The organism is Lysinibacillus sp. RC79 (assembly GCF_041262405.1).
Lineage (GTDB): Bacteria > Bacillota > Bacilli > Bacillales_A > Planococcaceae > Lysinibacillus.
In genome coordinates this window covers 26,070-46,035 of the sequence record NZ_JBGCCD010000043.1, presented here as the reverse complement: position 1 = coordinate 46,035, position 19,966 = coordinate 26,070, and the positions used below count along the sequence as shown (strand labels likewise).

At 35.9% G+C, this 19,966-nt stretch carries 18 protein-coding genes, 6 tRNA genes and 1 rRNA gene; 20 read left to right on the top strand and 5 right to left on the bottom strand.

Translation table 11 applies throughout. The features are described 5' to 3' along the window. A 5S ribosomal RNA gene (gene rrf / locus ABH968_RS25540) occupies positions 1 to 95 on the top strand; the annotation flags it as partial. A gap of 126 nt (positions 96 to 221) precedes the next feature. Here the strand turns inward: rrf and mbcS are convergent. Then, positions 222 to 1,799, bottom strand: a complete 1,578-nt coding sequence (gene mbcS / locus ABH968_RS25535) for an acyl-CoA synthetase MbcS (protein ID WP_370048523.1) — start codon at positions 1,797 to 1,799, stop codon at positions 222 to 224. A gap of 269 nt (positions 1,800 to 2,068) precedes the next feature. On the opposite strand from mbcS, the gene ABH968_RS25530 reads away from it, so the two are divergent. The 13 genes from ABH968_RS25530 to ABH968_RS25470 all read left to right on the top strand — a co-directional run bounded on the left by ABH968_RS25530 (position 2,069) and on the right by ABH968_RS25470 (position 9,872). Next, positions 2,069 to 2,145: transfer RNA gene (locus ABH968_RS25530), tRNA-Asn, on the top strand. 117 nt (positions 2,146 to 2,262) lie between these two features. Continuing rightward, positions 2,263 to 2,337: transfer RNA gene (locus ABH968_RS25525), tRNA-Glu, on the top strand. A 73-nt stretch (positions 2,338 to 2,410) separates the two neighbouring features. Next, a tRNA-Val gene (locus ABH968_RS25520) sits at positions 2,411 to 2,486 on the top strand. A gap of 14 nt (positions 2,487 to 2,500) precedes the next feature. Then, positions 2,501 to 2,584, top strand: a tRNA-Tyr gene (locus ABH968_RS25515). A 17-nt stretch (positions 2,585 to 2,601) separates the two neighbouring features. Continuing rightward, positions 2,602 to 2,676 (top strand) — tRNA-Gln (locus tag ABH968_RS25510). 12 nt (positions 2,677 to 2,688) lie between these two features. Then, positions 2,689 to 2,761, top strand: a tRNA-Lys gene (locus ABH968_RS25505). A 184-nt stretch (positions 2,762 to 2,945) separates the two neighbouring features. Beyond that, positions 2,946 to 3,851, top strand: a complete 906-nt coding sequence (gene rocF / locus ABH968_RS25500; RefSeq protein ID WP_370048521.1) for an arginase — start codon at positions 2,946 to 2,948, stop codon at positions 3,849 to 3,851. A gap of 133 nt (positions 3,852 to 3,984) precedes the next feature. Continuing rightward, positions 3,985 to 4,548 carry an RNA polymerase sigma factor SigW gene (sigW, locus tag ABH968_RS25495; RefSeq protein ID WP_370048520.1) on the top strand — a complete coding sequence of 188 codons (564 nt, stop codon included), beginning with the start codon at positions 3,985 to 3,987 and terminating at the stop codon, positions 4,546 to 4,548. A gap of 12 nt (positions 4,549 to 4,560) precedes the next feature. Beyond that, positions 4,561 to 5,187: a zf-HC2 domain-containing protein gene (locus ABH968_RS25490; protein WP_370048518.1), complete on the top strand. Its 627-nt coding sequence runs from the start codon at positions 4,561 to 4,563 to the stop codon at positions 5,185 to 5,187. Positions 5,188 to 5,336: 149 nt separating this feature from the next. After that, positions 5,337 to 6,173: a diadenylate cyclase CdaA gene (cdaA, locus tag ABH968_RS25485; RefSeq protein ID WP_370048516.1), complete on the top strand. Its 837-nt coding sequence runs from the start codon at positions 5,337 to 5,339 to the stop codon at positions 6,171 to 6,173. Then, on the top strand, positions 6,166 to 7,239 hold the full coding sequence (locus ABH968_RS25480) for a CdaR family protein (protein ID WP_370048514.1): 1,074 nt from the start codon (positions 6,166 to 6,168) through the stop codon (positions 7,237 to 7,239). The genes cdaA and ABH968_RS25480 overlap by 8 nt, the downstream gene beginning before the upstream one ends. 529 nt (positions 7,240 to 7,768) lie before the next feature. Beyond that, complete coding sequence (glmM, locus tag ABH968_RS25475; RefSeq protein WP_370048513.1) at positions 7,769 to 9,121, top strand: phosphoglucosamine mutase; 1,353 nt, start codon at positions 7,769 to 7,771, stop codon at positions 9,119 to 9,121. A gap of 229 nt (positions 9,122 to 9,350) precedes the next feature. Then, entirely contained in the window at positions 9,351 to 9,872 is a 522-nt protein-coding gene (locus ABH968_RS25470) for a type 1 glutamine amidotransferase domain-containing protein (RefSeq protein WP_370048512.1), read from the top strand. Positions 9,873 to 9,932: 60 nt separating this feature from the next. Here ABH968_RS25470 and ABH968_RS25465 read toward each other — a convergent pair whose 3' ends face one another. Beyond that, positions 9,933 to 10,505, bottom strand: coding sequence for a hypothetical protein (locus ABH968_RS25465; RefSeq protein ID WP_370048511.1), 573 nt, complete (start codon positions 10,503 to 10,505; stop codon positions 9,933 to 9,935). Beyond that, positions 10,495 to 10,836 (bottom strand): PadR family transcriptional regulator, encoded by a 342-nt coding sequence (locus tag ABH968_RS25460; protein WP_370048510.1) that lies wholly within the window; start codon positions 10,834 to 10,836, stop codon positions 10,495 to 10,497. Before ABH968_RS25460 ends, ABH968_RS25465 begins: the two co-directional genes overlap by 11 nt. A gap of 752 nt (positions 10,837 to 11,588) precedes the next feature. On the opposite strand from ABH968_RS25460, the gene glmS reads away from it, so the two are divergent. The 5 genes from glmS to ABH968_RS25435 all read left to right on the top strand — a co-directional run bounded on the left by glmS (position 11,589) and on the right by ABH968_RS25435 (position 17,183). After that, positions 11,589 to 13,391 (top strand): glutamine--fructose-6-phosphate transaminase (isomerizing), encoded by a 1,803-nt coding sequence (glmS, locus tag ABH968_RS25455; protein WP_370048508.1) that lies wholly within the window; start codon positions 11,589 to 11,591, stop codon positions 13,389 to 13,391. Between the two features lie 668 nt (positions 13,392 to 14,059). Continuing rightward, positions 14,060 to 14,860 carry a hypothetical protein gene (locus tag ABH968_RS25450; protein WP_370048506.1) on the top strand — a complete coding sequence of 267 codons (801 nt, stop codon included), beginning with the start codon at positions 14,060 to 14,062 and terminating at the stop codon, positions 14,858 to 14,860. Between the two features lie 29 nt (positions 14,861 to 14,889). Beyond that, a complete protein-coding gene (locus ABH968_RS25445) occupies positions 14,890 to 15,300 on the top strand; it encodes a hypothetical protein (RefSeq protein WP_370048505.1) in 411 nt (136 codons plus the stop codon). A gap of 447 nt (positions 15,301 to 15,747) precedes the next feature. Continuing rightward, a complete protein-coding gene (locus ABH968_RS25440) occupies positions 15,748 to 16,482 on the top strand; it encodes a P-loop NTPase fold protein (protein WP_370048503.1) in 735 nt (244 codons plus the stop codon). Continuing rightward, positions 16,446 to 17,183, top strand: a complete 738-nt coding sequence (locus ABH968_RS25435) for a P-loop NTPase fold protein (protein ID WP_370048530.1) — start codon at positions 16,446 to 16,448, stop codon at positions 17,181 to 17,183. The genes ABH968_RS25440 and ABH968_RS25435 overlap by 37 nt, the downstream gene beginning before the upstream one ends. Positions 17,184 to 17,217: 34 nt before the next feature. On the opposite strand, the gene ABH968_RS25430 is transcribed toward ABH968_RS25435, so the two are convergent. Beyond that, the gene (locus tag ABH968_RS25430) at positions 17,218 to 17,718 is read right to left on the bottom strand and encodes a metallophosphoesterase (RefSeq protein ID WP_370048501.1); all 501 of its coding nucleotides are present in this window, start codon (positions 17,716 to 17,718) and stop codon (positions 17,218 to 17,220) included. 503 nt (positions 17,719 to 18,221) lie between these two features. Next, the gene (locus ABH968_RS25425) at positions 18,222 to 18,437 is read right to left on the bottom strand and encodes a hypothetical protein (protein WP_107951157.1); all 216 of its coding nucleotides are present in this window, start codon (positions 18,435 to 18,437) and stop codon (positions 18,222 to 18,224) included. Positions 18,438 to 18,967: 530 nt separating this feature from the next. Here ABH968_RS25425 and ABH968_RS25420 point away from each other — a divergent pair. Further along, positions 18,968 to 19,867: a DMT family transporter gene (locus ABH968_RS25420; RefSeq protein WP_038190414.1), complete on the top strand. Its 900-nt coding sequence runs from the start codon at positions 18,968 to 18,970 to the stop codon at positions 19,865 to 19,867. The last annotated feature ends 99 nt before the right edge of the window (positions 19,868 to 19,966 follow it).

The window sequence follows — 19,966 nt, the reverse complement described above, 5'->3', positions numbered from 1 at the left end:
GTCACACCCGTTCCCATACCGAACACGGAAGTTAAGCTCTTTAGCGCCGATGGTAGTTGGGGGCTTCCCCCTGTGAGAGTAGGACGTCGCTAGGCGCAAAAAGTCGCTGCTGACAAACTCAGTAGTGGCTTTTTTTTATATCCAAAAGAATATAATAATAGCAATATATATAAAGGAGACATTTCAACCAAGTGATTGGTGAAATGTCTCTTTACTATATTTTATACAGTTGCTGCTCGTAGCTCTATACGACGAATCTTACCAGAAGTTGTTTTTGGTAGTTCATCAATAAAGACAATACTACGAGGATATTTATAAGGTGCTGTTAATGCTTTAACGTGCTCCTGTAGTTCTTTTGTTAACTCGTCCTCATCACGATCTCTGTAGCTTTCTCGCAAAATGACAAAGGCTTTAACAATATGCCCTCTAATTTCATCTGGTGCTGCGACTACAGCACATTCTTGGACAGCCTCATGTTTATTTAAAGCATCCTCTACCTCAAATGGTCCAATTGTATAGCCTGATGAAATAATGATGTCATCTCCTCGACCTTCAAACCAGAAATAGCCGTCTTCATCGCATTTAGCTTGGTCACCAGTAATATACCAATCTCCACGGAAGGCAGCTTGTGTACGTTCAGGCTCACGATAGTACTCTTTAAATAGAGCAGGAGATGATTTGTGTACTGCAATATCTCCAACTTCTCCAATCGGTGCCTCGTTGCCTTCATGATCTATAATACGGACAATATTGCCTGGGGTAGGAACACCCATTGAACCCGGACGTAACTCAGTATGTTCAAGTGTGCCGATTAATAAAGTATTTTCCGTTTGGCCATAGCCATCGCGCACTTTAAGACCAAAGTTGTTCATAAATGTTTCGATAACTGGTCGATTTAATGGTTCACCAGCAGAAACAGCGCTACGTAGAGATGATAGATTATAGTCTTTTAAATTATCAAGCTTCGCCATAATTCGATATTCCGTTGGAGTACAGCATAAAACATTGACCTTTTCATCTTGAAGCAGTTGAAGGTATGTTTTTGCATCAAATCCTCCGTGGTATACAAATGCAGTTGCGCCCAGCATAATAGTCGATAAAAATGGGCTCCAAATCCATTTTTGCCACCCTGGAGCTGCAGTAGCCCAAACTAAGTCACCTTCACGTACACAAAGCCATTGAGAAGCGGCGGTTCTAATATGTGCATATCCCCATCCATGTGAATGGACAACACCTTTTGGCTTGCCAGTGGTGCCAGATGTATAAGAAAGAAATGCCATATCGTCTCTTTTAGTAGCAGCAGCAGTAAATGTATCTGGTTGTGTACTTGCCAATTTATCTAAAGATGTCCAATCACCTGTAACAGTACCTATAACCAATTTATTATTTAAAGCCTCTACTGAAGAAGTAATACGATCTACCTCACTAGTGAACGCTTCATACGTAATTACTGCCCTTGCAGAAGAGTGCTCCATACGATACTCTAAATCACTTGCACGTAACATTTCTGAACATGAAATAGGAACAATTCCAGCCTTTAGACAGCCAAGGAAGACAAAATAAGCCTCAGGCAGACGTGGAATAATAACTAATACGCGATCTCCTTTTTGAAGCCCCTTCTTCGTCAAGGCATGCGCGTATTGATTCATTTTTTGAACAAGTTCAACATAGGAAATTGTTCTGCGATCCTGTTGAGTATTTAACCATCGTATTGCTTGACGATCGCTATCGTGGGAAAATTTCTCCAATTCCTCTGTAATATTATAAAATTCTGGTGCAATTAAATCATTTGTTACCATGTGAACATTCCTCCCCCCAAATAAATTTAATAGAAAATTCATAAAACTATTTTCATTTTAACAATTACAATAATATACAGCAAGAATATTCTGTACATAAAATAGAAATATTAGATTTAATAGAGAACTATTAGGTTTTTGGTTAATATACAGGAAAGTTTCGACAAAAAATATAATAATTTTCATAAAAAGTATTGCATAATTTATAATGCTTGCTATAATAATAAATGTATTGAAGAGGTTTTAAAAACCAAATTGAATAGTACTGTTCCGAAGTAGCTCAGTTGGTAGTAGCACCTGACTGTTAATCAGGTTGTCGCAGGTTCGAGTCCTGCCTTCGGAGCCATTTTTTTGCCCATTTTTAAGATAATGATGTTATACATATAATAAATTATAAAAAAGTGTTGCATTGAAAAGAAAGTAATGTTAATATAAATATTGTCTTGTTTGAGACATAAGAAATGGCCCCTTGGTCAAGCGGTTAAGACACCGCCCTTTCACGGCGGTAACACGGGTTCGAATCCCGTAGGGGTCACCATTTTTAAAGCAATGTAGTAATGCAAAGGCTTAAAAAGAAAATAAACTGTGAAGAAATAAACACCTGTTTCTATGGAGGATTAGCTCAGCTGGGAGAGCATCTGCCTTACAAGCAGAGGGTCGGCGGTTCGAGCCCGTCATCCTCCACCATAATGTGTTATTTCGGAGGGGTAGCGAAGTGGCTAAACGCGGCGGACTGTAAATCCGCTCCTTAGGGTTCGGCGGTTCGAATCCGTCCCCCTCCACCAGTTTTTTTATAAATGATTGGGGTATAGCCAAGCGGTAAGGCAACGGATTTTGATTCCGTCATGCCTAGGTTCGAATCCTAGTACCCCAGCCATTTTTATTTTTTGAGCCATTAGCTCAGTTGGTAGAGCATCTGACTTTTAATCAGAGGGTCGAAGGTTCGAGTCCTTCATGGCTCACTTTTATAGAATAAAGCATATTCAAAAGTGTAACATTAACTACAGATACTAATCTCTTGCTGAAAACAGCAGGAGATTTTTTTATATTCTTTTTAATTGTATAAATATTCATAAAATTGTAAGGTTGAGCCAGAGAGGATATAGGCTTTACAATAGTCTTATAACTTAAAGGGGGTATGAAAAGATGAATAAACTAAATATTTCTATTATTGGGGTACCAACTGATTATGGGCAAACTCGCAGAGGGGTAGATATGGGGCCAAGTGCTATCCGTTACGCAGGTGTTGTAGAACGCTTAGAAGCTATTGGGCATGTAGTACATGATCAAGGGGATATACGTGTTAGTCAAAAGCAAGAAGGCACTATTGTTGATAAACAGCTACTTAATTTAGAAGAAGTTATCGATGTAAGTACATCCTTAGCAAACAGTGTAAATGAAGCAATTGAACAAAAGGAGTTTCCGCTTGTACTTGGTGGCGACCATAGCATTGCTATTGGCACACTTGCAGGGCTTGGTGAGCATTATAAAAATTTAGGTGTTATTTGGTTTGACGCGCATGCTGACCTAAACACACCTGAAACGACACCGTCTGGCAATATACATGGTATGCCGTTAGCTGTTAGCATTGGGCTCGGTCATGAACGCTTAGTGAAAATTAGTAATGATGTACCAAAACTTAAACCTGAAAACGTCATTATTATTGGAGCACGCTCCGTAGATCCAGGAGAACGTGAATTAATAAGTCAGCAAGGAATCAAAGTGTATACAATGCACGAGGTAGATCGTCTTGGAATGACACGTGTAATAGAAGACGCTCTTGCTTATTTAAAAGAGCGTAATGTAGATGGTTTGCATCTATCACTTGATTTAGATGGGTTAGACCCACTTTATACTCCAGGAGTTGGGACACCTGTACCTGGTGGTATTACATATCGAGAAAGCCATTTGGCGATGGAGATGCTTCAGGAATCAGGTATGCTAACATCTGCTGAATTTGTTGAAGTTAATCCAATTTTAGATGAAAAGAATAGAACAGCTGATGTTGCGGTAGCGTTAATGGGCTCCTTATTTGGTGAAACCCTAGTTTAAAGAAATTTGACAAAAAATTGCCTATTGCCACAATGTATAAAAATCTTTTGCTATAATTAATAACAAAATGAAACTTTTCTTATCGATGGGCCGTAAAGTATAAGACAGTTGTAAAGGTGGAGAAATCAACACAATGGATGCGTTAGTAAACAAGAAAATAAAACAAGTGCTTAAAGGCGATCAAAACGCATTTGCAGATATTGTGAGTCTCTATCAGCACAAACTGTACCAAGTATGCTATAGGATGTTAGGGAACAAACAAGAATCTGAGGATATTGCACAAGAAGCGTTTGTTCGTGCCTATATGAACTTGCATACTTTTGATCAAAAAAGAAAATTTTCAACGTGGCTTTATCGCATAGCGACAAACCTTTGTATAGACCGTATCCGGAAGAAAAAGCCGGATTACTATTTAGATGCGGAAGTAGCTGGTACAGAAGGGCTCGATATGTATTCGCAGATCGCAGCAGATGACCAGCTACCGGAGGAACAAATAGAGCAAATGGAATTGCAAGATCGCATTCAATATGAGATTGGACGTTTGCCGGATAAATATCGTTCAGTTATAGTATTGAAATATATTGAAGAATTATCATTACAGGAAATTAGCGAGATTTTAGATATGCCTCTTGGAACGGTGAAAACGCGGATTCACCGCGGACGTGAAGCATTACGTAAGCAATTAAACAATCTGTAGGAGGGAAGCGTCATGAATACTTGTCCAGAGCATGTAATAGACTATATCCATGATTATTTAGATGGTGACATTAGTCGTGAGCATGAGCAAGAGTTAAAACGACATTTGCATACATGCAGTGATTGTAAACAATTGATGCAGGAATTAAGTGAAACAATCGCCTTTGTGAAGAGTGCTTCCCACATTACAGCGCCTCCGTATTTTGAAGAAGCCGTGATGGCTCGTTTACCGAAACCCAAAAGTCGTGTAGGCATGCAAAAGTGGATTCGCCGGCATCCATTCTTTGTGGCAGCAGCAGTTTTTTGTCTATTCATGAGTGCAACTTTACTAGGTAGTTTCATGGATGACAAACAGTTCTCCGTGACCAAACAGCCAAACCTAGTTGTTGAAGGTCAAACGGTTATTGTGCCGAAGGGAGAAGTTGTAAAAGGCGATATTGTTGTTAAAAATGGTGATTTAATTGTTGAGGGTGAAGTAGATGGCAATGTCACTGTTATTAATGGACAGTATATGGCATCTTCGGCAGTTGTTTCAGGAAAAATAGAAGAAATTGACGAAGTATTCGAATGGCTTTGGTATACGATTAAAAATTCAGTGAAATCTGCTGTAACATTCGAGGAGAAGCAAGCAACTAAATAACACTCTATACGTCCTAATAGATAGTGCACGTGAGAGGCTGAAAGGTCTACTCTTTTGAGTAGACTTTTTATTTGAAAAAAGTTACATTTGTTAAGAATGTGCTATACTTAAATGTGTATGGATTCGCAATGAAAAGTGGGGGATGCCACGTGCAAATTATCGAACATTTCGCTAATTTAACACCTGTGAATATTGTTATTAACTTATTAGATGTACTGCTCGTATGGTACGTTGTTTATAAAATTTTAACCCTCATTAAAGGTACGAAGGCTGTCCAATTATTAAAAGGAATTTTCGTAATTATTATTGCGCGCCTTGTTACAGACTTTTTAGGGTTAGAAACGTTAGGTTGGATGCTAAAACAAGTCATCGAGTTCGGTTTCTTGGCAATTATTATCATTTTCCAACCTGAAATAAGACGTGGTCTTGAACAAATTGGTAGAGGGAAGTTATTCCAGCGTTCAATTAGTCAAGTCGAGGAAGAACAAACAAGGCTTGTTGAAGCTATGAAGAAATCTGTTAGTTATATGGCCAAACGTCGTATAGGGGCGTTAATTTCTATTGAAAAAGAAACTGGTCTAAATGAATATATCGAAACGGGCATAGGTCTAAATGCTGAGATTTCATCTGAGTTACTTATCAACATTTTTATACCTAATACACCGCTTCATGATGGGGCAGTTATCATGCAGAAAGATAAAATATCGGCAGCAGCTTGTTATTTACCGCTTTCTGAGAGTCCGTTTATCTCAAAAGAGCTTGGGACACGCCACCGTGCTGCACTTGGATTAAGTGAAGTGACAGATGCCATTACTATTGTCGTATCAGAGGAAACTGGTGCTATTAGTATTACACTAAATGGTAATTTGCATCGGAATCTTTCTTTAGAGGAATTCGAGGAACTGTTACGTAAAATGTGGTTTGGATCAGCACAGGAATCAAATGCAGCCTCTAAGTTAACTTGGAGGGGGAAAAAGAATGGATAAAATGATGGATAGCCCATGGGTGTTACGAATCATCGCACTATTTTTAGCCTTGTTGTTATTTTTCTCCGTGCGTACCGAATTATCTCCTACAAATAAAACAATAACGAGTGAGCAAACAGAGGTAATTCGCGATGTACCGGTAGATGTTTTTTATGACGATAAGAACCTCATTGTAACAGGGATACCAAAGACAGTAGATGTTACAATAAAAGGTCCAATGCCACTTGTTTTACAAACAAAGGCAACGAAAGATTTTTCTGTATTTGTGGATTTGAGTAAATTACTTATAGGTAAGCATAATGTTAAACTACAATACGAAAATATCTCTGATAAATTGCAAGTTACATTAGACCCTGCAACTGTAAATGTAAACATTGAAGAAAAGGTCACACAAGAGTTCCGTGTTGATCCTGAGATGAGTAATCGTTTAATTGAAGAAGGATATATTTTAAACGGCATGACTGCTAATCCAGCTACGGTGTATGTTACAGGTGCCAAAAGTGCAATTGAAAGCATTAGCTATGTAAAAGCTACTGTAACGGGTGAACAAGGGTTGAAAGAACCGTTCTCACAGGTAGCGGCAGTTAAAGTACTAGATCGCGATTTAAATAAGTTAGACGTGACGATTGAACCGGGAACTGTGAAGGTACAAGTAGATATTGGAGCATACAGCAGAGAGTTGCCTGTTGTGCTGAAGGAAATAGGGAAAGCGGCGAATGGTATTACTGTCAACCAATTAACATTAAGTCCTACAAAGGTGAGAGTATACGGTAGAAAGTCTATCATAGATGCTTTAGCTGCAATACCACTAGAGGTTGACCTGTCAAAAATTACAGAATCAAAAACTTATGAATTTGATGTAAAATTACCAGAAGGTGTGACAAAAATATCTGAACCAAAAATTAATGTGAAAGCAGATATTACGAAGGTAGAGCAGGAAAAAACAACAACAACGACTACTCCTACTACTCCTACACCTACTCCTTCGAACCCTTCGGAGGATTCTAGCACTCCTTCTGAGAACAATACGTCGCCTACTGAGAAAACAGAAGATATTGATTCTTAAACAATAACTGACTATAATTTTATTTTGATTCAGTAGAGATTTCGTTCTCTATCGGTAAGGGTATTCATTTTCGGGTTTAACTTCTTTCAGCAATTATTTTCTGTACCGAAAGCGTAGCGACAGGTACAGAGTCTCCCACCTCTATAGGTGGTGAGATGAATGCGGGTTTTAGTTGCTTTTCAGAGGGTGTACAAACATCCGCTGAAAGAAGTTAAAGCCTCCGGCGGATGTCACGGAAATCGGAAAGGAATTCTTTGTGCAAGCACAAAGCCGATTCCGGACACAATTATGCCGAGGCATAATTGATAACATTAACAAAAAAAAGTTGCTCAGGCTAAAATCAAAATACCCTATGCTAAATTTATCTGTGCCGATTTACAAGTCCAGATAAATTACATGGGGGCATAAATTAATAGTTACCAAGGAATGAACGAAAATAGACTTTTCCAAAAGTAAGCAGACGAGCGGTCTAGTTGTCAGCGTAGACAAGCGTGACTACCGTCTTGCATTGAAGGAGAGAATAATCAAAATGGGTAAATATTTTGGAACAGATGGCGTCCGTGGCGTCGCGAATAGTGAATTAACACCGGAGCTTGCATTTAAACTTGGTCGCGTAGGTGGCTACGTTTTAACGAAAGATGCAACTGACCGTCCAAAGGTTTTAATTGGTCGTGACACACGTATTTCAGGTGAAATGCTTGAAGGTGCACTTGTAGCGGGTCTTTTATCAATCGGGGTAGAGGTAATGCGTCTTGGTGTTATTTCGACACCAGGTGTGGCTTACCTTACTCGAATTATGAGCGCAAATGCAGGCGTCATGATTTCAGCTTCACATAACCCAGTTGCTGACAATGGTATTAAATTTTTCGGTCCTGATGGCTTTAAGCTAACAGATGCGCAAGAAGCCGAAATCGAAGCAATATTAGATGCACAAGAAGATACATTGCCACGTCCAATCGGGGCTGATTTAGGTTCTGTGAGCGACTACTTCGAGGGTGGACAAAAATATATTCAATACTTAAAACAAACAGTGACTGAAGAATTTGATGGCATCCATGTAGCATTAGATTGTGCGCATGGTGCTACGTCTTCACTAGCTACACACCTATTTGCAGATTTAGAAGCGGATATCTCAACGATGGGTGCCTCACCAACAGGTTTAAACATTAATGACGGTGTCGGCTCAACACATCCAGAAGGGTTAGCTAAATTTGTCACAGAAAAGGGTGCTGATGTTGGTTTAGCATTCGATGGCGATGGTGATCGTTTAATCGCAGTAGATGAAAATGGTAAAATTGTTGATGGTGATCAAATTATGTTCATCATTGGGAAGCATTTGAATGCAGTTGGTCGCTTGAAAAAGCAAACAATCGTTTCGACGGTTATGAGTAACATGGGCTTCTATAAAGCTGTTGAAGATAATAATATGCATAGTGTACAAACAGCTGTAGGTGATCGTTATGTCGTGGAAGAAATGCGTGCTAATGATTATAATCTAGGTGGCGAGCAATCTGGTCATATTGTTTTCTTAGACTTTAACACAACTGGTGATGGCTTATTAACTGGTATTCAGATTGTCAACATTATGAAATCTACAGGTAAAAAACTGTCAGAGCTTGCTTCTGAAATGAAAATTTTCCCACAGCGTTTAGTCAACGTACGTGTAACAGACAAGCATGCTGTGACGGAAAATGCAAAAGTTGCTGCAGTGATTGCTGAGGTAGAAGCAGATATGGCTGGTAACGGTCGCGTGTTAGTGCGTCCTTCTGGTACTGAGCCTCTTGTACGAGTAATGGTGGAAGCGGCGACAAAGGAAGACTGCGAACATTACGTAGAGCGTATAGCAGATGTTGTACGTACTGAAATGGGCTTAACAGAATAAATAATAACTCTTCAATAGTGGGTGATAAACACCTACTGAATGAAGAGTTAACTCGATTTCCTTTAATAGGAGGTCGAGTTTTTTATTTTTTTGGTTCCGTATAAATGAAAGTGATGGATAGAAAACATAACCTTAATTATTGAAAGCTCTGCCAACGGAAAAATGAATGTTTTCGAAGAGAATGGGAACAGTAGTACAGAGTCACAATGACAAGGAGTGTTGTATTGCAATGGCTAAAATTGCTACAGTGATTACCAATATGTTTGAGGACGCTGAATATACGAGTCCAAAAGGAGCATTAGAAGCGGCAGGTCATGAACTAATAACGATTGATACGACAGCAGGCATTGAGGTAGAAGGTAAGAATGGAGAGAAAGTAAAGATTGATAAAGGGATCGATGAGGTAAATGCTTCAGAATTTGATGCATTGTTCATCCCAGGCGGTTTTTCTCCTGATATATTACGCGTAGATGATCGTATTGTGGCATTTGTAAAGGAGTTTATGGACGATATGAAACCAACCTTTGCTATTTGTCATGGACCTCAATTACTCATAACAGCAAAAACATTAAATGGTCGTGACGCAACTGGCTACAAATCAATTCGAGTAGATTTAGAAAATGCAGGTGCGATATTCCATGACGAGGAAGTGTTTGTTTGCCAAAAACAATTAGTAACGAGTCGCACACCGGAGGATCTACCTGCATTTAATCGAGAAATTGTAAAATTATTGGAGAGTAAAGAAGGCTAAGCATAAAAGGCACAAGTGAATTTACCTGTGCCTTTTATGTTAAAATTAATTACAACAATTCTACTTTTTTTTCAACGATATAATAGCATTGGTAATTTGCCCAAGTCCGATACCAATGATAATGCCAACACCAGCGCCGATTGCCGTGTCAATCCAGCCTCTGTCAAAAAAAGCTTCATATCCACCGCCAGTTAGAAAACCACTTAATCCGCCGATACCTAATCCTAAAAACAGGAAGCCACCATAAAATAACCCGATCGCCTCATAATCTGCGGGATCACGATTTTCGTAATATTGCTGGAAGCGTTCATTTAAATCCTCAGATTGCTCAGAGTTACTAGCGAATTTCAATTCCTCGCTAGCCTTATTAAAAGCTTCCTGCTCCGTAAAACCTTGTGACATCAAATCATTCATATAATCGCTCATATATAGTATCATGTCGTCTTGCGCCTCTCGGCCCTGATCGGAACGCCCTTTAAACTTGGACAGCTGCTGGTCGATTTTACGTTTAGTTTGCCCACTTTTCTTGCGCAACTTTTCCATATAAGTCATTTCAGCGTCCTGCAAATAATTCTGGGATTGTTCTTTCGAAAAACGATTAATTCTCTCCTGCATTTCACGACTAAAGCTCATGCTTGTTCCCTCCATTATTTCTTAAAATTTCAATACGACTACTTAAAAAACCCCATTTAGCCCAGAAGGACATCAATTTTTCTCGCCCTTGTTCATTAAGCGTATAAAATTTCCTTGGTGGACCCATTTCAGATGGTTTTTTGACAATATTGACAAGACGATTTCTTTCTAACCGCATAAGTAACGCATAAACAGTTCCTTCAGCTATGCCCTCGAACCCCATTTGCGTGAGATATTTGACAATCTCATAACCATAAATTTCACCACGGCTGATGATTTCTAATACAATACCTTCTAAAACTCCTTTGAGCATTTCACTCAGATTATCCACGATCTCACCCCCAGGCTTAGCTTTACCTGTACTAAGTGTTGCTAAGTACTGTATATAGTATTGCTAAGTAGCGGCTTTGTCAAGCGATTAAAAAATGGGATTTTAATCTTCGGTCTGTTCAAAACAAATCCATAACAGAAAATATTTGTTGCTGATCTAAGAGAGAAAGCATCATATTTTTAATAAGAATTTCTAGATATTCCTTTATAGCAGATTATTTGTCTACTTTTCGTCACTAAAAAGTAGGATAAATAGGTGTTTTTTATAACGAAAATTTGACGTACAGCATATGATTGAGTATGATGGAGAAGTTGAATATGAGGTCCAACCTTATCATTTAACGAGAGCGCATAAGGAGGGAAGAAAGCGCAAAATCGGAAAACAATTATAGCGCCTGAGCTGAAGAAATTGGACGAAACTATCTTCAGCAGACGAGGTGGAGGTTTATCGAAAATTCGGCGGATGCCTCCCAATCGACATACCCGATTGTCACTTTTCATTTTGAAAGCATTTGAGTGATCGAATGTACAGAAAATGGAGAAGGTATAGTTAAAGCAATAGATAAATAGAGAAACCTCATGTATCGAATGGTTACTATTCAGATGGCTGAATGAGTGCTAAGCATGTGTATGTATTAATTGCGCTTATTTTTTTAAAAAATAAGCATAGCTTTTACATTCACAAAAAAATCGATAGGTTGAGGTCTAGTTTGTCATTGCGTCAAATTGACAATATCGGAGGACAAGAAATTTATGTGTGGAATTGTAGGATATATTGGTGAATCAGATGCTAAGGAAATCTTATTAAAAGGTTTAGAGAAACTAGAGTACCGTGGCTATGACTCAGCGGGTATTGCAGTACGTAATGAAGATGGCGTAACAGTCTTCAAAGAAAAGGGTCGTATTGCAGATTTACGTGACGCAGTGGACGAGGACGTTGCTGCAAAAGTGGGTATTGGTCATACACGTTGGGCAACTCATGGTGTGCCAAACCGTTTGAATGCACACCCACACCAAAGTACGTCAGGACGTTTTACGCTAGTGCACAATGGGGTTATTGAAAACTATCATTTATTACAAAAAACATATTTAAAAGGTATTCCGATGAAATCTGATACAGACACAGAGGTCATCGTGCAATTAGTAGAGTTATTTGTGAAAGAAGGTTTAAGTACGGCTGAGGCGTTCCGTAAAACTTTATCTTTATTACACGGCTCTTACGCATTAGCTCTTTTAGATGCAGAAACGGCTGATACAATTTTCGTTGCGAAAAACAAATCTCCACTTTTAGTAGGTGTTGGTGAAGGCTTCAATGTTGTAGCTTCAGATGCGATGGCGATGCTACAGGTAACAGATCAATATGTGGAGCTACACGATAAAGAGGTCGTAATCGTACACAAAGCTAGCGTTGAAATTACAAAATTAGACGGTTCCATAGTTGAGCGTGCACCGTATACTGCAGAGCTTGATATGAGCGATATTGAAAAAGGTACGTACCCTCACTATATGTTAAAAGAAATGGATGAGCAGCCAACGGTTATTCGTAAAATCATTCAAGCATATGAAGGCGAGAATGGTGAATTAACAATTGACGCTGATGTTTTAGAAGCATTACAAGCAGCAGACCGTTTATATATTATTGCAGCCGGCACAAGCTATCACGCAGGTCTAATCGGTAAGCAATATTTCGAAAAAATGGCTGGTATTCCAGTGGAAGTTCATATTTCAAGTGAGTTCGGCTACAATATGCCATTACTTTCAGAAAAACCGTTGTTTATCTTTATTACACAATCAGGTGAAACAGCAGATAGCCGTCAAGTACTTGTGAAAATTAAAGAGCTTGGTTATCCAACATTAACAATTACAAACGTGCCTGGCTCTACACTATCACGTGAAGCGGATCATACGCTTTTATTACATGCAGGCCCAGAAATTGCAGTAGCTTCAACAAAAGCATATGTAGCGCAAGTAGCTGTACTTGCTGTAACAGCATATGTAACGGCGAAGGCTAATGGCAAAGGCTTAGAATTCGATTTAAAACAAGAACTTGCGATTGCAGCAAATGGTATCCAAACAATTATCGATTCAAAAGATGTATTAGAGGATATCGCAGAGGACTACTTAAAAATAGCACGCAACGCATTCTTCATCGGTCGTAACATCGACTTCTATGTAAGCCTTGAGGGTGCCTTGAAGCTAAAAGAAATTTCTTACATCCAAGCAGAAGGCTTCGCAGGTGGCGAGTTAAAACACGGAACAATTGCCTTAATCGAAGAAGGTACACCAGTGTTTGCCATTGTCACACAAGAAGCAGTAGCATTAAACATCCGTGGTAATGTCAAAGAGGTAGCTGCACGTGGAGCATACCCATGCATTATTGCAATGGCTGGCGTAGATGAAGACGGTGACCGTTTAATAATCCCTCAAGTTCATGAATTATTAACACCACTTGTATCTGTAGTGCCATTACAGTTAATTAGCTATTACGCAGCACTACACCGTCGCTGTGATGTGGATAAACCACGTAACTTGGCTAAATCGGTGACTGTTGAGTAACTTTATGCAGCTACAGGCTTTGTGAGTTATAATTAATCTTGTCACAACTTGTAATTAATTTTGTCACTCAATTATAATTAATAATGTCATCGATTTTTACCTTGATACAGCGAAAATGCTTGTTGTATCAAGGTTTTCTTTTTTCACTTTGAATTATTCAAAATAATTGTAAATGGTAAAAATCATTATAAAATTGTATAAGGTTTCTATAATTAATCTTGTCATAACTCTACATTTGTAAGTGTGGTCTTTGTTAAGGTTACAAAAAAGTCATGTACTGAACAAAAAAGTTGAATACCCATTAAAGATAAAATGCCCCTAATATTATTTAGGGGCATTTTTAATTTGATTAATTCCAATATTTTTCGTTAGTAAATATTAATTATAGATATTTATGTTAAAATTAAAGTATAAATGACTTCAGAATGGTAGCGAAAATTTATGAAGAATCATGTAATGAAACATTTAATAATGGATACCTAGAAAAAATTTGCAAAGTATTATGAGGGTACTGAAGAGTTGAAAAAGTATAAAGCCCGTTATAAAGGGTAAAAAATATGCTTATTATCGATTAAAGAAGAAGTATATAGATTTATATTATATTTAAAATATCCCCAAAAAATATCAACGTACACGGCATACTATTGGTTATATCTTGGAGGTGAAAAATGGTTAATACTAAACAAAGGCAAATAAAAAGAAAAAAGGCATTAAATGACCTTCAGAACTTAGTTGATAATTCGGGTAAATTATTAATTATCCATTATTCATGTGAAAGTTTTTATGATATAAAAGATGGACGAACACCTAGAATTACTTCCATAGCAGTTAGGTATTTTAACACAGGACAAACTGAAACATTTTCGATACATAAAATTGCAGAAAAAAGTGGGTACTTATCAGAAATTGAAAGTCATTATGATAAACTTGAAAAAATTATGCTAGGTGATTTTTATAAATTTGTTAAAATGCATGTAAGCTATAATTGGATTCACTGGAATATGAGAGATATTAACTATGGATTTCAAGCCATAGAACATAGATTTAGTGTATTGGGAGGAAAACCTATTTCGATACCTGATTCACAAAAATTTGACTTGGCAAGAAAATTAGTAGATATCTATGCCGATTATGCAGATCATCCTCGATTAGAAAAATTAATAGAGTTAAATAATATCACTAAAAAAGACTTTTTGAGTGGTAAGGATGAGGCGATGGCTTTTGATGAACAAAAGTACGTTGAATTGCATCGTTCAACACTTAGAAAAGTCGACATTTTTCACTCAATACTTGAAAGAGTTATTGATAAAAGTTTGAAAACAAAAAGTAATTGGTACCATATCTACGGATTCACGCCTCAGGGGATTTTTGATGCAATTAAGGATCTTTGGGTATTTGCTCTAATCTCTCTAATACTGGGGGCAGCTTTATCAGCTATACTTGGGATTGTATTTTTAGAATTATTTTAGGATATGTTATTTGATGGAGGAGGATGAATATGAATCTAGAAGAAAAATTGGGAATGTTAAAGTTAAATCTAGAAGATAAATTGAGAATAGAATCCTTACCATATAAAGCAAAGTATTTTGAAGTAGATGAAATAGAAAGAAAGATAGAAATTGTAGATGTTAATAAAGTGATTGGAATGTTAAGACCTGATGCAGACCAGGTTAGTAATTGGCTAGAAGCTTTAGAAATCTCGGCAAGGAAACTACATAATTTTTATAAGTTCAAAGGGAAATCACAATTTGAGCTTTTTTTAATGAATCCAGATCCCAAAATGGTAGGGTATCCGATATTGGTGTCAATAGAAGATGAACTTTATATTGAAGGAGAAGGTAAGCACCGTTTAATCTTTGCAAAGTGTTTGGAAATAAAACAATTAAAGGCCATTGTTAAATATATATAGTATTAAAATTCTATAAGGTGCTACTGATTTCGTATTAAAAAGTAGTAGATTGTGATATGCAAATGATACGTATATTAATGAAATACAAAGAAGCGTTGGTAAGGGATTTTGCCAATGCTTTTTTGCTAGGTAAATTGCCTGAGGTTAATAGAGTTACTAAGAGGGGGGATAATTGCATTTAGAAAGAAAAGAAATGATACAAGAATTACTGAATTTCTTGAATTCACCTCTATTTGGATTCTTTCAATTGAAGTACTTAAAGAAGCAACCATTTTGATTATCTTATTTCAAAATGGTTGCTTCATATTAATCCTATAGTAACGTTTTACTAGGTATCTTTGTGCAAACTTTATTTTAAAGCTACATCTTCCACCTTCTTTTTACAAATACTTGCAATGACTTTGTTATAATAAAATATGCATTTTAGTTATGGAGGGAATATAAAATTTGAATATCGATATTGAAGAATTAGAAAAGGAAAGAAAGAAACTTCAAGAAACAGAAGACGATTTAATTGAAGCGTTGCATGGCAGTCAAGAGGATTATTATGATCCTGACCAAGAAGAAGAATACATTAGGGAAATGAATTCTCCACAATATTTATTAAATGAAATTGGAAGAGAAATTAAAATCTTAGATGAAAAAATAGGTTCATACAGAAGAAATGAATTCTTGAAAAAAAATATCGTTAAAATAAATAAAAATACAACCAAGACTTTAAATGACGACTACCTTAATAGAAGTGAATTAGCAAAAGTCATTGCGGATTTAATTGAACAACAGACAAAAAAAGATAAACTAAGTATTGGATTACTAGGGGAATGGGGAAGTGGAAAGTCAACTTTTCTCAGGCTGATTCAAAAGCATCTAACAGATGATTCCAATGTTATCCAATTTAATGCCTCAAAGTATGATGATCAAGAACAAATTTGGTATTCTTTGTTACTTTCTATTTCAGATAAGTATCTTTCAAATAAAAGATTACGTTTTAAAAAATTAAGGCACATGTATAAATCTCTTTTAATTAGGAAAGAAACTGGTTTATTATTTTGGGGGGCTGTTATAGTTCCAATTTTTATTTTTGTTACAACTTTCTTTTCCAATTATATTAAGAATTTTGATGATTCTTCGAGCTTGTTAGGAGTATCATCTGGTATTGTGAGTATCATTTTAAGGACTTAATATCAAAACAAACTGATTCAAAAAATAAGAGCTTAGTAATAATTATCGATGAGTTAGATAGATGTTCTGATACAACAATTATTAATTTTTTCTCTTCAATTGAAGCTTTTATTGATATTCCAGGTATCACCTTTGTATTTTCAATTAATCCAGAAATTGTTTATCCTGTAGTAGCGGAAACGATACCTTATAAACAACCTGGTTATACTCAGACTAAATTGGGTGCTGCATTTGTTGAAAAGTATATCAATATATTTGTAACATTACCGATTAATACTGACTATAGTTCTTATGTAAAAGAAATACTTGCAGAGATAATAGATGATGAAATGATAGTTAAACTTATTGTGTTGATTAACAGTATTTCTTTTAGTAAGAAAACTTCTCCTAGAGAATTAAAAAAATTATTAGATTTAATAATTATTTATAAAGATGACTTCATAGATCTTACTTTTTTAGAATTTTCAACATTATTGATAATGAAATATTATTATAAAGATTTCATAAATATTTTTTCAAAAATAAATCATCTATCTAATGTTCAATTTAAAGATCTAAGTAAATTGAATTTCAAAAATGATAGTGAGCTTGATATTCCACAAAATATAGTTAATTGTATGTTAGAATTGCTTGCAGAATCAAATATGAAAAGTATTCATAGGAGTTTGTCTAAAATAGATAGAATACTAGCATTTACTTAGATAAAATTATAAGTAAGAGAACATATCATTTTTATCAACAAATAGGCTTGTACATTTGAATATGTACGAGCCTATTTTCTGTTAATAGTGGATTATAATATCCGGGTTGCTGTTCAAAGGTTTCTAACGGATACCAGCTGGTTGAACCTGCAAATCGAATACTGTTGTAAGTAAAAACAGCAAAATCACGCAACACATGTACATTATGCAGTGCTGTAACCATTTCTAGTAGCTCTTTCTCACGCTCATTACTTGTTTCATGATACTTACGGCGTTGCTTCTTTGAAATTAAATAATAATCGTGATTACCAAAAACAAAGAAGATTTGCTTATAATGTTCACTAAAAAAATGGAGTGTATCAAACGATTGCTGATTAAAATGTGAAATATCTCCTGCAAGTACAAGCACTTCTGATAAATTTTCAGGTAAGAGCTTTTGTAAAAATGCCCGAGTTTTAGCCGTATAATTTTCCTGATTTCCTTCTGGATCTATATAAAAGTCCAAATGTAAATCTGACATATAATCAATATTCATATTTCTTACCTCATTTATTGTACAATTTAAATTTTTTACATTTTATAATACGAATTTCAATGTTGCTAATTGAAGTCTTAAATCTGAATTTTTAACGTTTCTATACTTCAATTACAGTGGACTTAGTTGAAAAAGTAATCTTAAACAATCGGGCGCATTTCTTTAATAAGGAATGCGCCTTCCTCCATTAAAGGGCCATATTATTGAATAACATTCTTTTATGAAAGGTTACCTTACAATGATTAAAAACCTCCCAAAACCACGCTTAATAGGAACCAGAACTATATAATTAAACCCAAATGTGTTCATACACTCCAAACACGTCGAGTGCGTCTCGCAACTCATTTTAAAAGAAGTGAATTAATCCTTTTTAAAGAAGACAGCTAACCATCTAGGTTACTGTCTTCTATTTGCGTTTTAAACGGATTTTCGAAGTTATAATGAATTCGAATTTCTCCGTCTAGACTACACTATCATTTGCGGTATTACCTAAATAAAAGGTGCTATTTACGGATGTCACGCTGAAAATGTTTAGCTATACTTTTCATAATTTCAACACTATCAATTGCAACGGCACACAGGTGTGCAGATACATCTTTAACTAGTGTATTGGTAACATACGATAGCCGATAAATAGCGTCCTTCAGCTCGATTGTAAGAGTAGGTTTCAGATCCATCTTCTTATCACTTCTTACCTTCCTTTGCCCTTTCGTTGTCATAGAGCACCTCCATTTTATGCTTTTAATTTAAGTAACTGACTTAGTGGTCTAGAGTTATCTTCAATTATGCTGCCGCTAGGGGAGTCATACGTATAATAAAAAAGTAAATTGGCCAGACTAATTTCAAACGAAAGGTGGCCAAAACTATGACAGATGAAAAGAAAAAGAAACTACTAGAAGGCGTTCGTGCTGAATCAGAGAAGTATGGATTTCCTACTATAACTAAAAATAAAAAGAAGAGAACAAACAAGGACCAAGATAGCTGAATGCTCTCCTGGTCCTTTTCTTATTTATCTATTTTGAGTAAAGCCTTTTCCATTTGACTCTCATTTTTGTACCCAATATACATCATTAAAGCATTTAATGGGCTAATTAAAAGTTTTTATTGATAATGATACCCTTCTATTCCTATTTGAGATACGTCATAACCATTTAGTTATATACCTTATGTGAAAAATATATTTCAGTAATGAACGGATGTAACATACTATTAATGACATATTAAAAATAATAACGCGGAGGCTTTTATTATGATTAAAGTTCTGTTAGGCATTACTTCTGTTACTCTCATTTGGGGATATACATGGGTTACAATGAAAATAGCCATAAGTGACATACCCCCATTTTTATTTACCTCTTTGCGTTTATTAATAGGGGCGATTGCTTTATTTATCATCCTCCTAGTACAAAGAAAAAGGCTCTCTATAGGTAAAGGTAATTTTAAAACCTATCTGGTAATGAGCTTATTAATGCCTTTAGGCTATATGGGAATAATGACTTATGGTATGCAATTTGTAGATTCAGGGAAATCTTCTGTTTTGGTGTACACAATGCCTATATTTGTCACCATTATTAGTCATTTTAAATTAAATGATAAAATTAATATGTATAAAATGATTGGATTGATATTTGGTCTAATCGGCCTTTTATTTATTTTAGGAATAGAATTTATTAATTTCGATAAAAAAGTAGTATTTGGAGAGTTATTATTATTAATTTCGGCTTTTAGTTGGGCATCAGCAAATGTTTATAACAAACTAAACTCCAAAAATAAAGACATCATTCATATGACTGCCTGGCAACTTATTATGGGAGCAATATTTTTATTCATTCTCTCTTTAATATTAGAACCAAACCCTTCAATCCAGTGGTCTAATGAAGCAATTTTATCAACATTATTTAATGGTTTATTTTCTACTGCCTTTACATTTGTAGTTTGGTATTGGGTACTAAATAAAATGGATGCTTCGAAAGCATCTATGGCATTAATGTTTGTTCCTATTTTAGGTCTTATATTCGGATGGCTACAACTTGGGGAGAAGATAACATTTAATATTATTATCGGAGCATTTTTTATATGTACTAGCATTTTTATGAATACCTATAGGTTTAAAAGAACTTCAATAAAAAAACTAAAAAAAGTGTCTTGAAAATGTTAGCTATCACCACACATTACTAATATATATATAAATTCTTACTTTTAAAATTTCAATTCGAATTGAAGAAGGGAAAGATAAATGGGTAGATAA

Bases quoted from the DNA above. Each gene is read 5' to 3' on its own strand.
- mbcS (WP_370048523.1), bottom strand. From the start codon at position 1,799: ATGGTAACAAATGATTTAATTGCACCAGAATTTTATAATATTACAGAG.
- rocF (WP_370048521.1), top strand. From the start codon at position 2,946: ATGAATAAACTAAATATTTCTATTATTGGGGTACCAACTGATTATGGG.
- sigW (WP_370048520.1), top strand. From the start codon at position 3,985: ATGGATGCGTTAGTAAACAAGAAAATAAAACAAGTGCTTAAAGGCGAT.
- ABH968_RS25490 (WP_370048518.1), top strand. From the start codon at position 4,561: ATGAATACTTGTCCAGAGCATGTAATAGACTATATCCATGATTATTTA.
- ABH968_RS25480 (WP_370048514.1), top strand. From the start codon at position 6,166: ATGGATAAAATGATGGATAGCCCATGGGTGTTACGAATCATCGCACTA.
- glmM (WP_370048513.1), top strand. From the start codon at position 7,769: ATGGGTAAATATTTTGGAACAGATGGCGTCCGTGGCGTCGCGAATAGT.
- ABH968_RS25470 (WP_370048512.1), top strand. From the start codon at position 9,351: ATGGCTAAAATTGCTACAGTGATTACCAATATGTTTGAGGACGCTGAA.
- ABH968_RS25465 (WP_370048511.1), bottom strand. From the start codon at position 10,505: ATGAGCTTTAGTCGTGAAATGCAGGAGAGAATTAATCGTTTTTCGAAA.
- glmS (WP_370048508.1), top strand. From the start codon at position 11,589: ATGTGTGGAATTGTAGGATATATTGGTGAATCAGATGCTAAGGAAATC.
- ABH968_RS25450 (WP_370048506.1), top strand. From the start codon at position 14,060: ATGGTTAATACTAAACAAAGGCAAATAAAAAGAAAAAAGGCATTAAAT.
- ABH968_RS25445 (WP_370048505.1), top strand. From the start codon at position 14,890: ATGAATCTAGAAGAAAAATTGGGAATGTTAAAGTTAAATCTAGAAGAT.
- ABH968_RS25430 (WP_370048501.1), bottom strand. From the start codon at position 17,718: ATGAATATTGATTATATGTCAGATTTACATTTGGACTTTTATATAGAT.
- ABH968_RS25425 (WP_107951157.1), bottom strand. From the start codon at position 18,437: ATGACAACGAAAGGGCAAAGGAAGGTAAGAAGTGATAAGAAGATGGAT.
- ABH968_RS25420 (WP_038190414.1), top strand. From the start codon at position 18,968: ATGATTAAAGTTCTGTTAGGCATTACTTCTGTTACTCTCATTTGGGGA.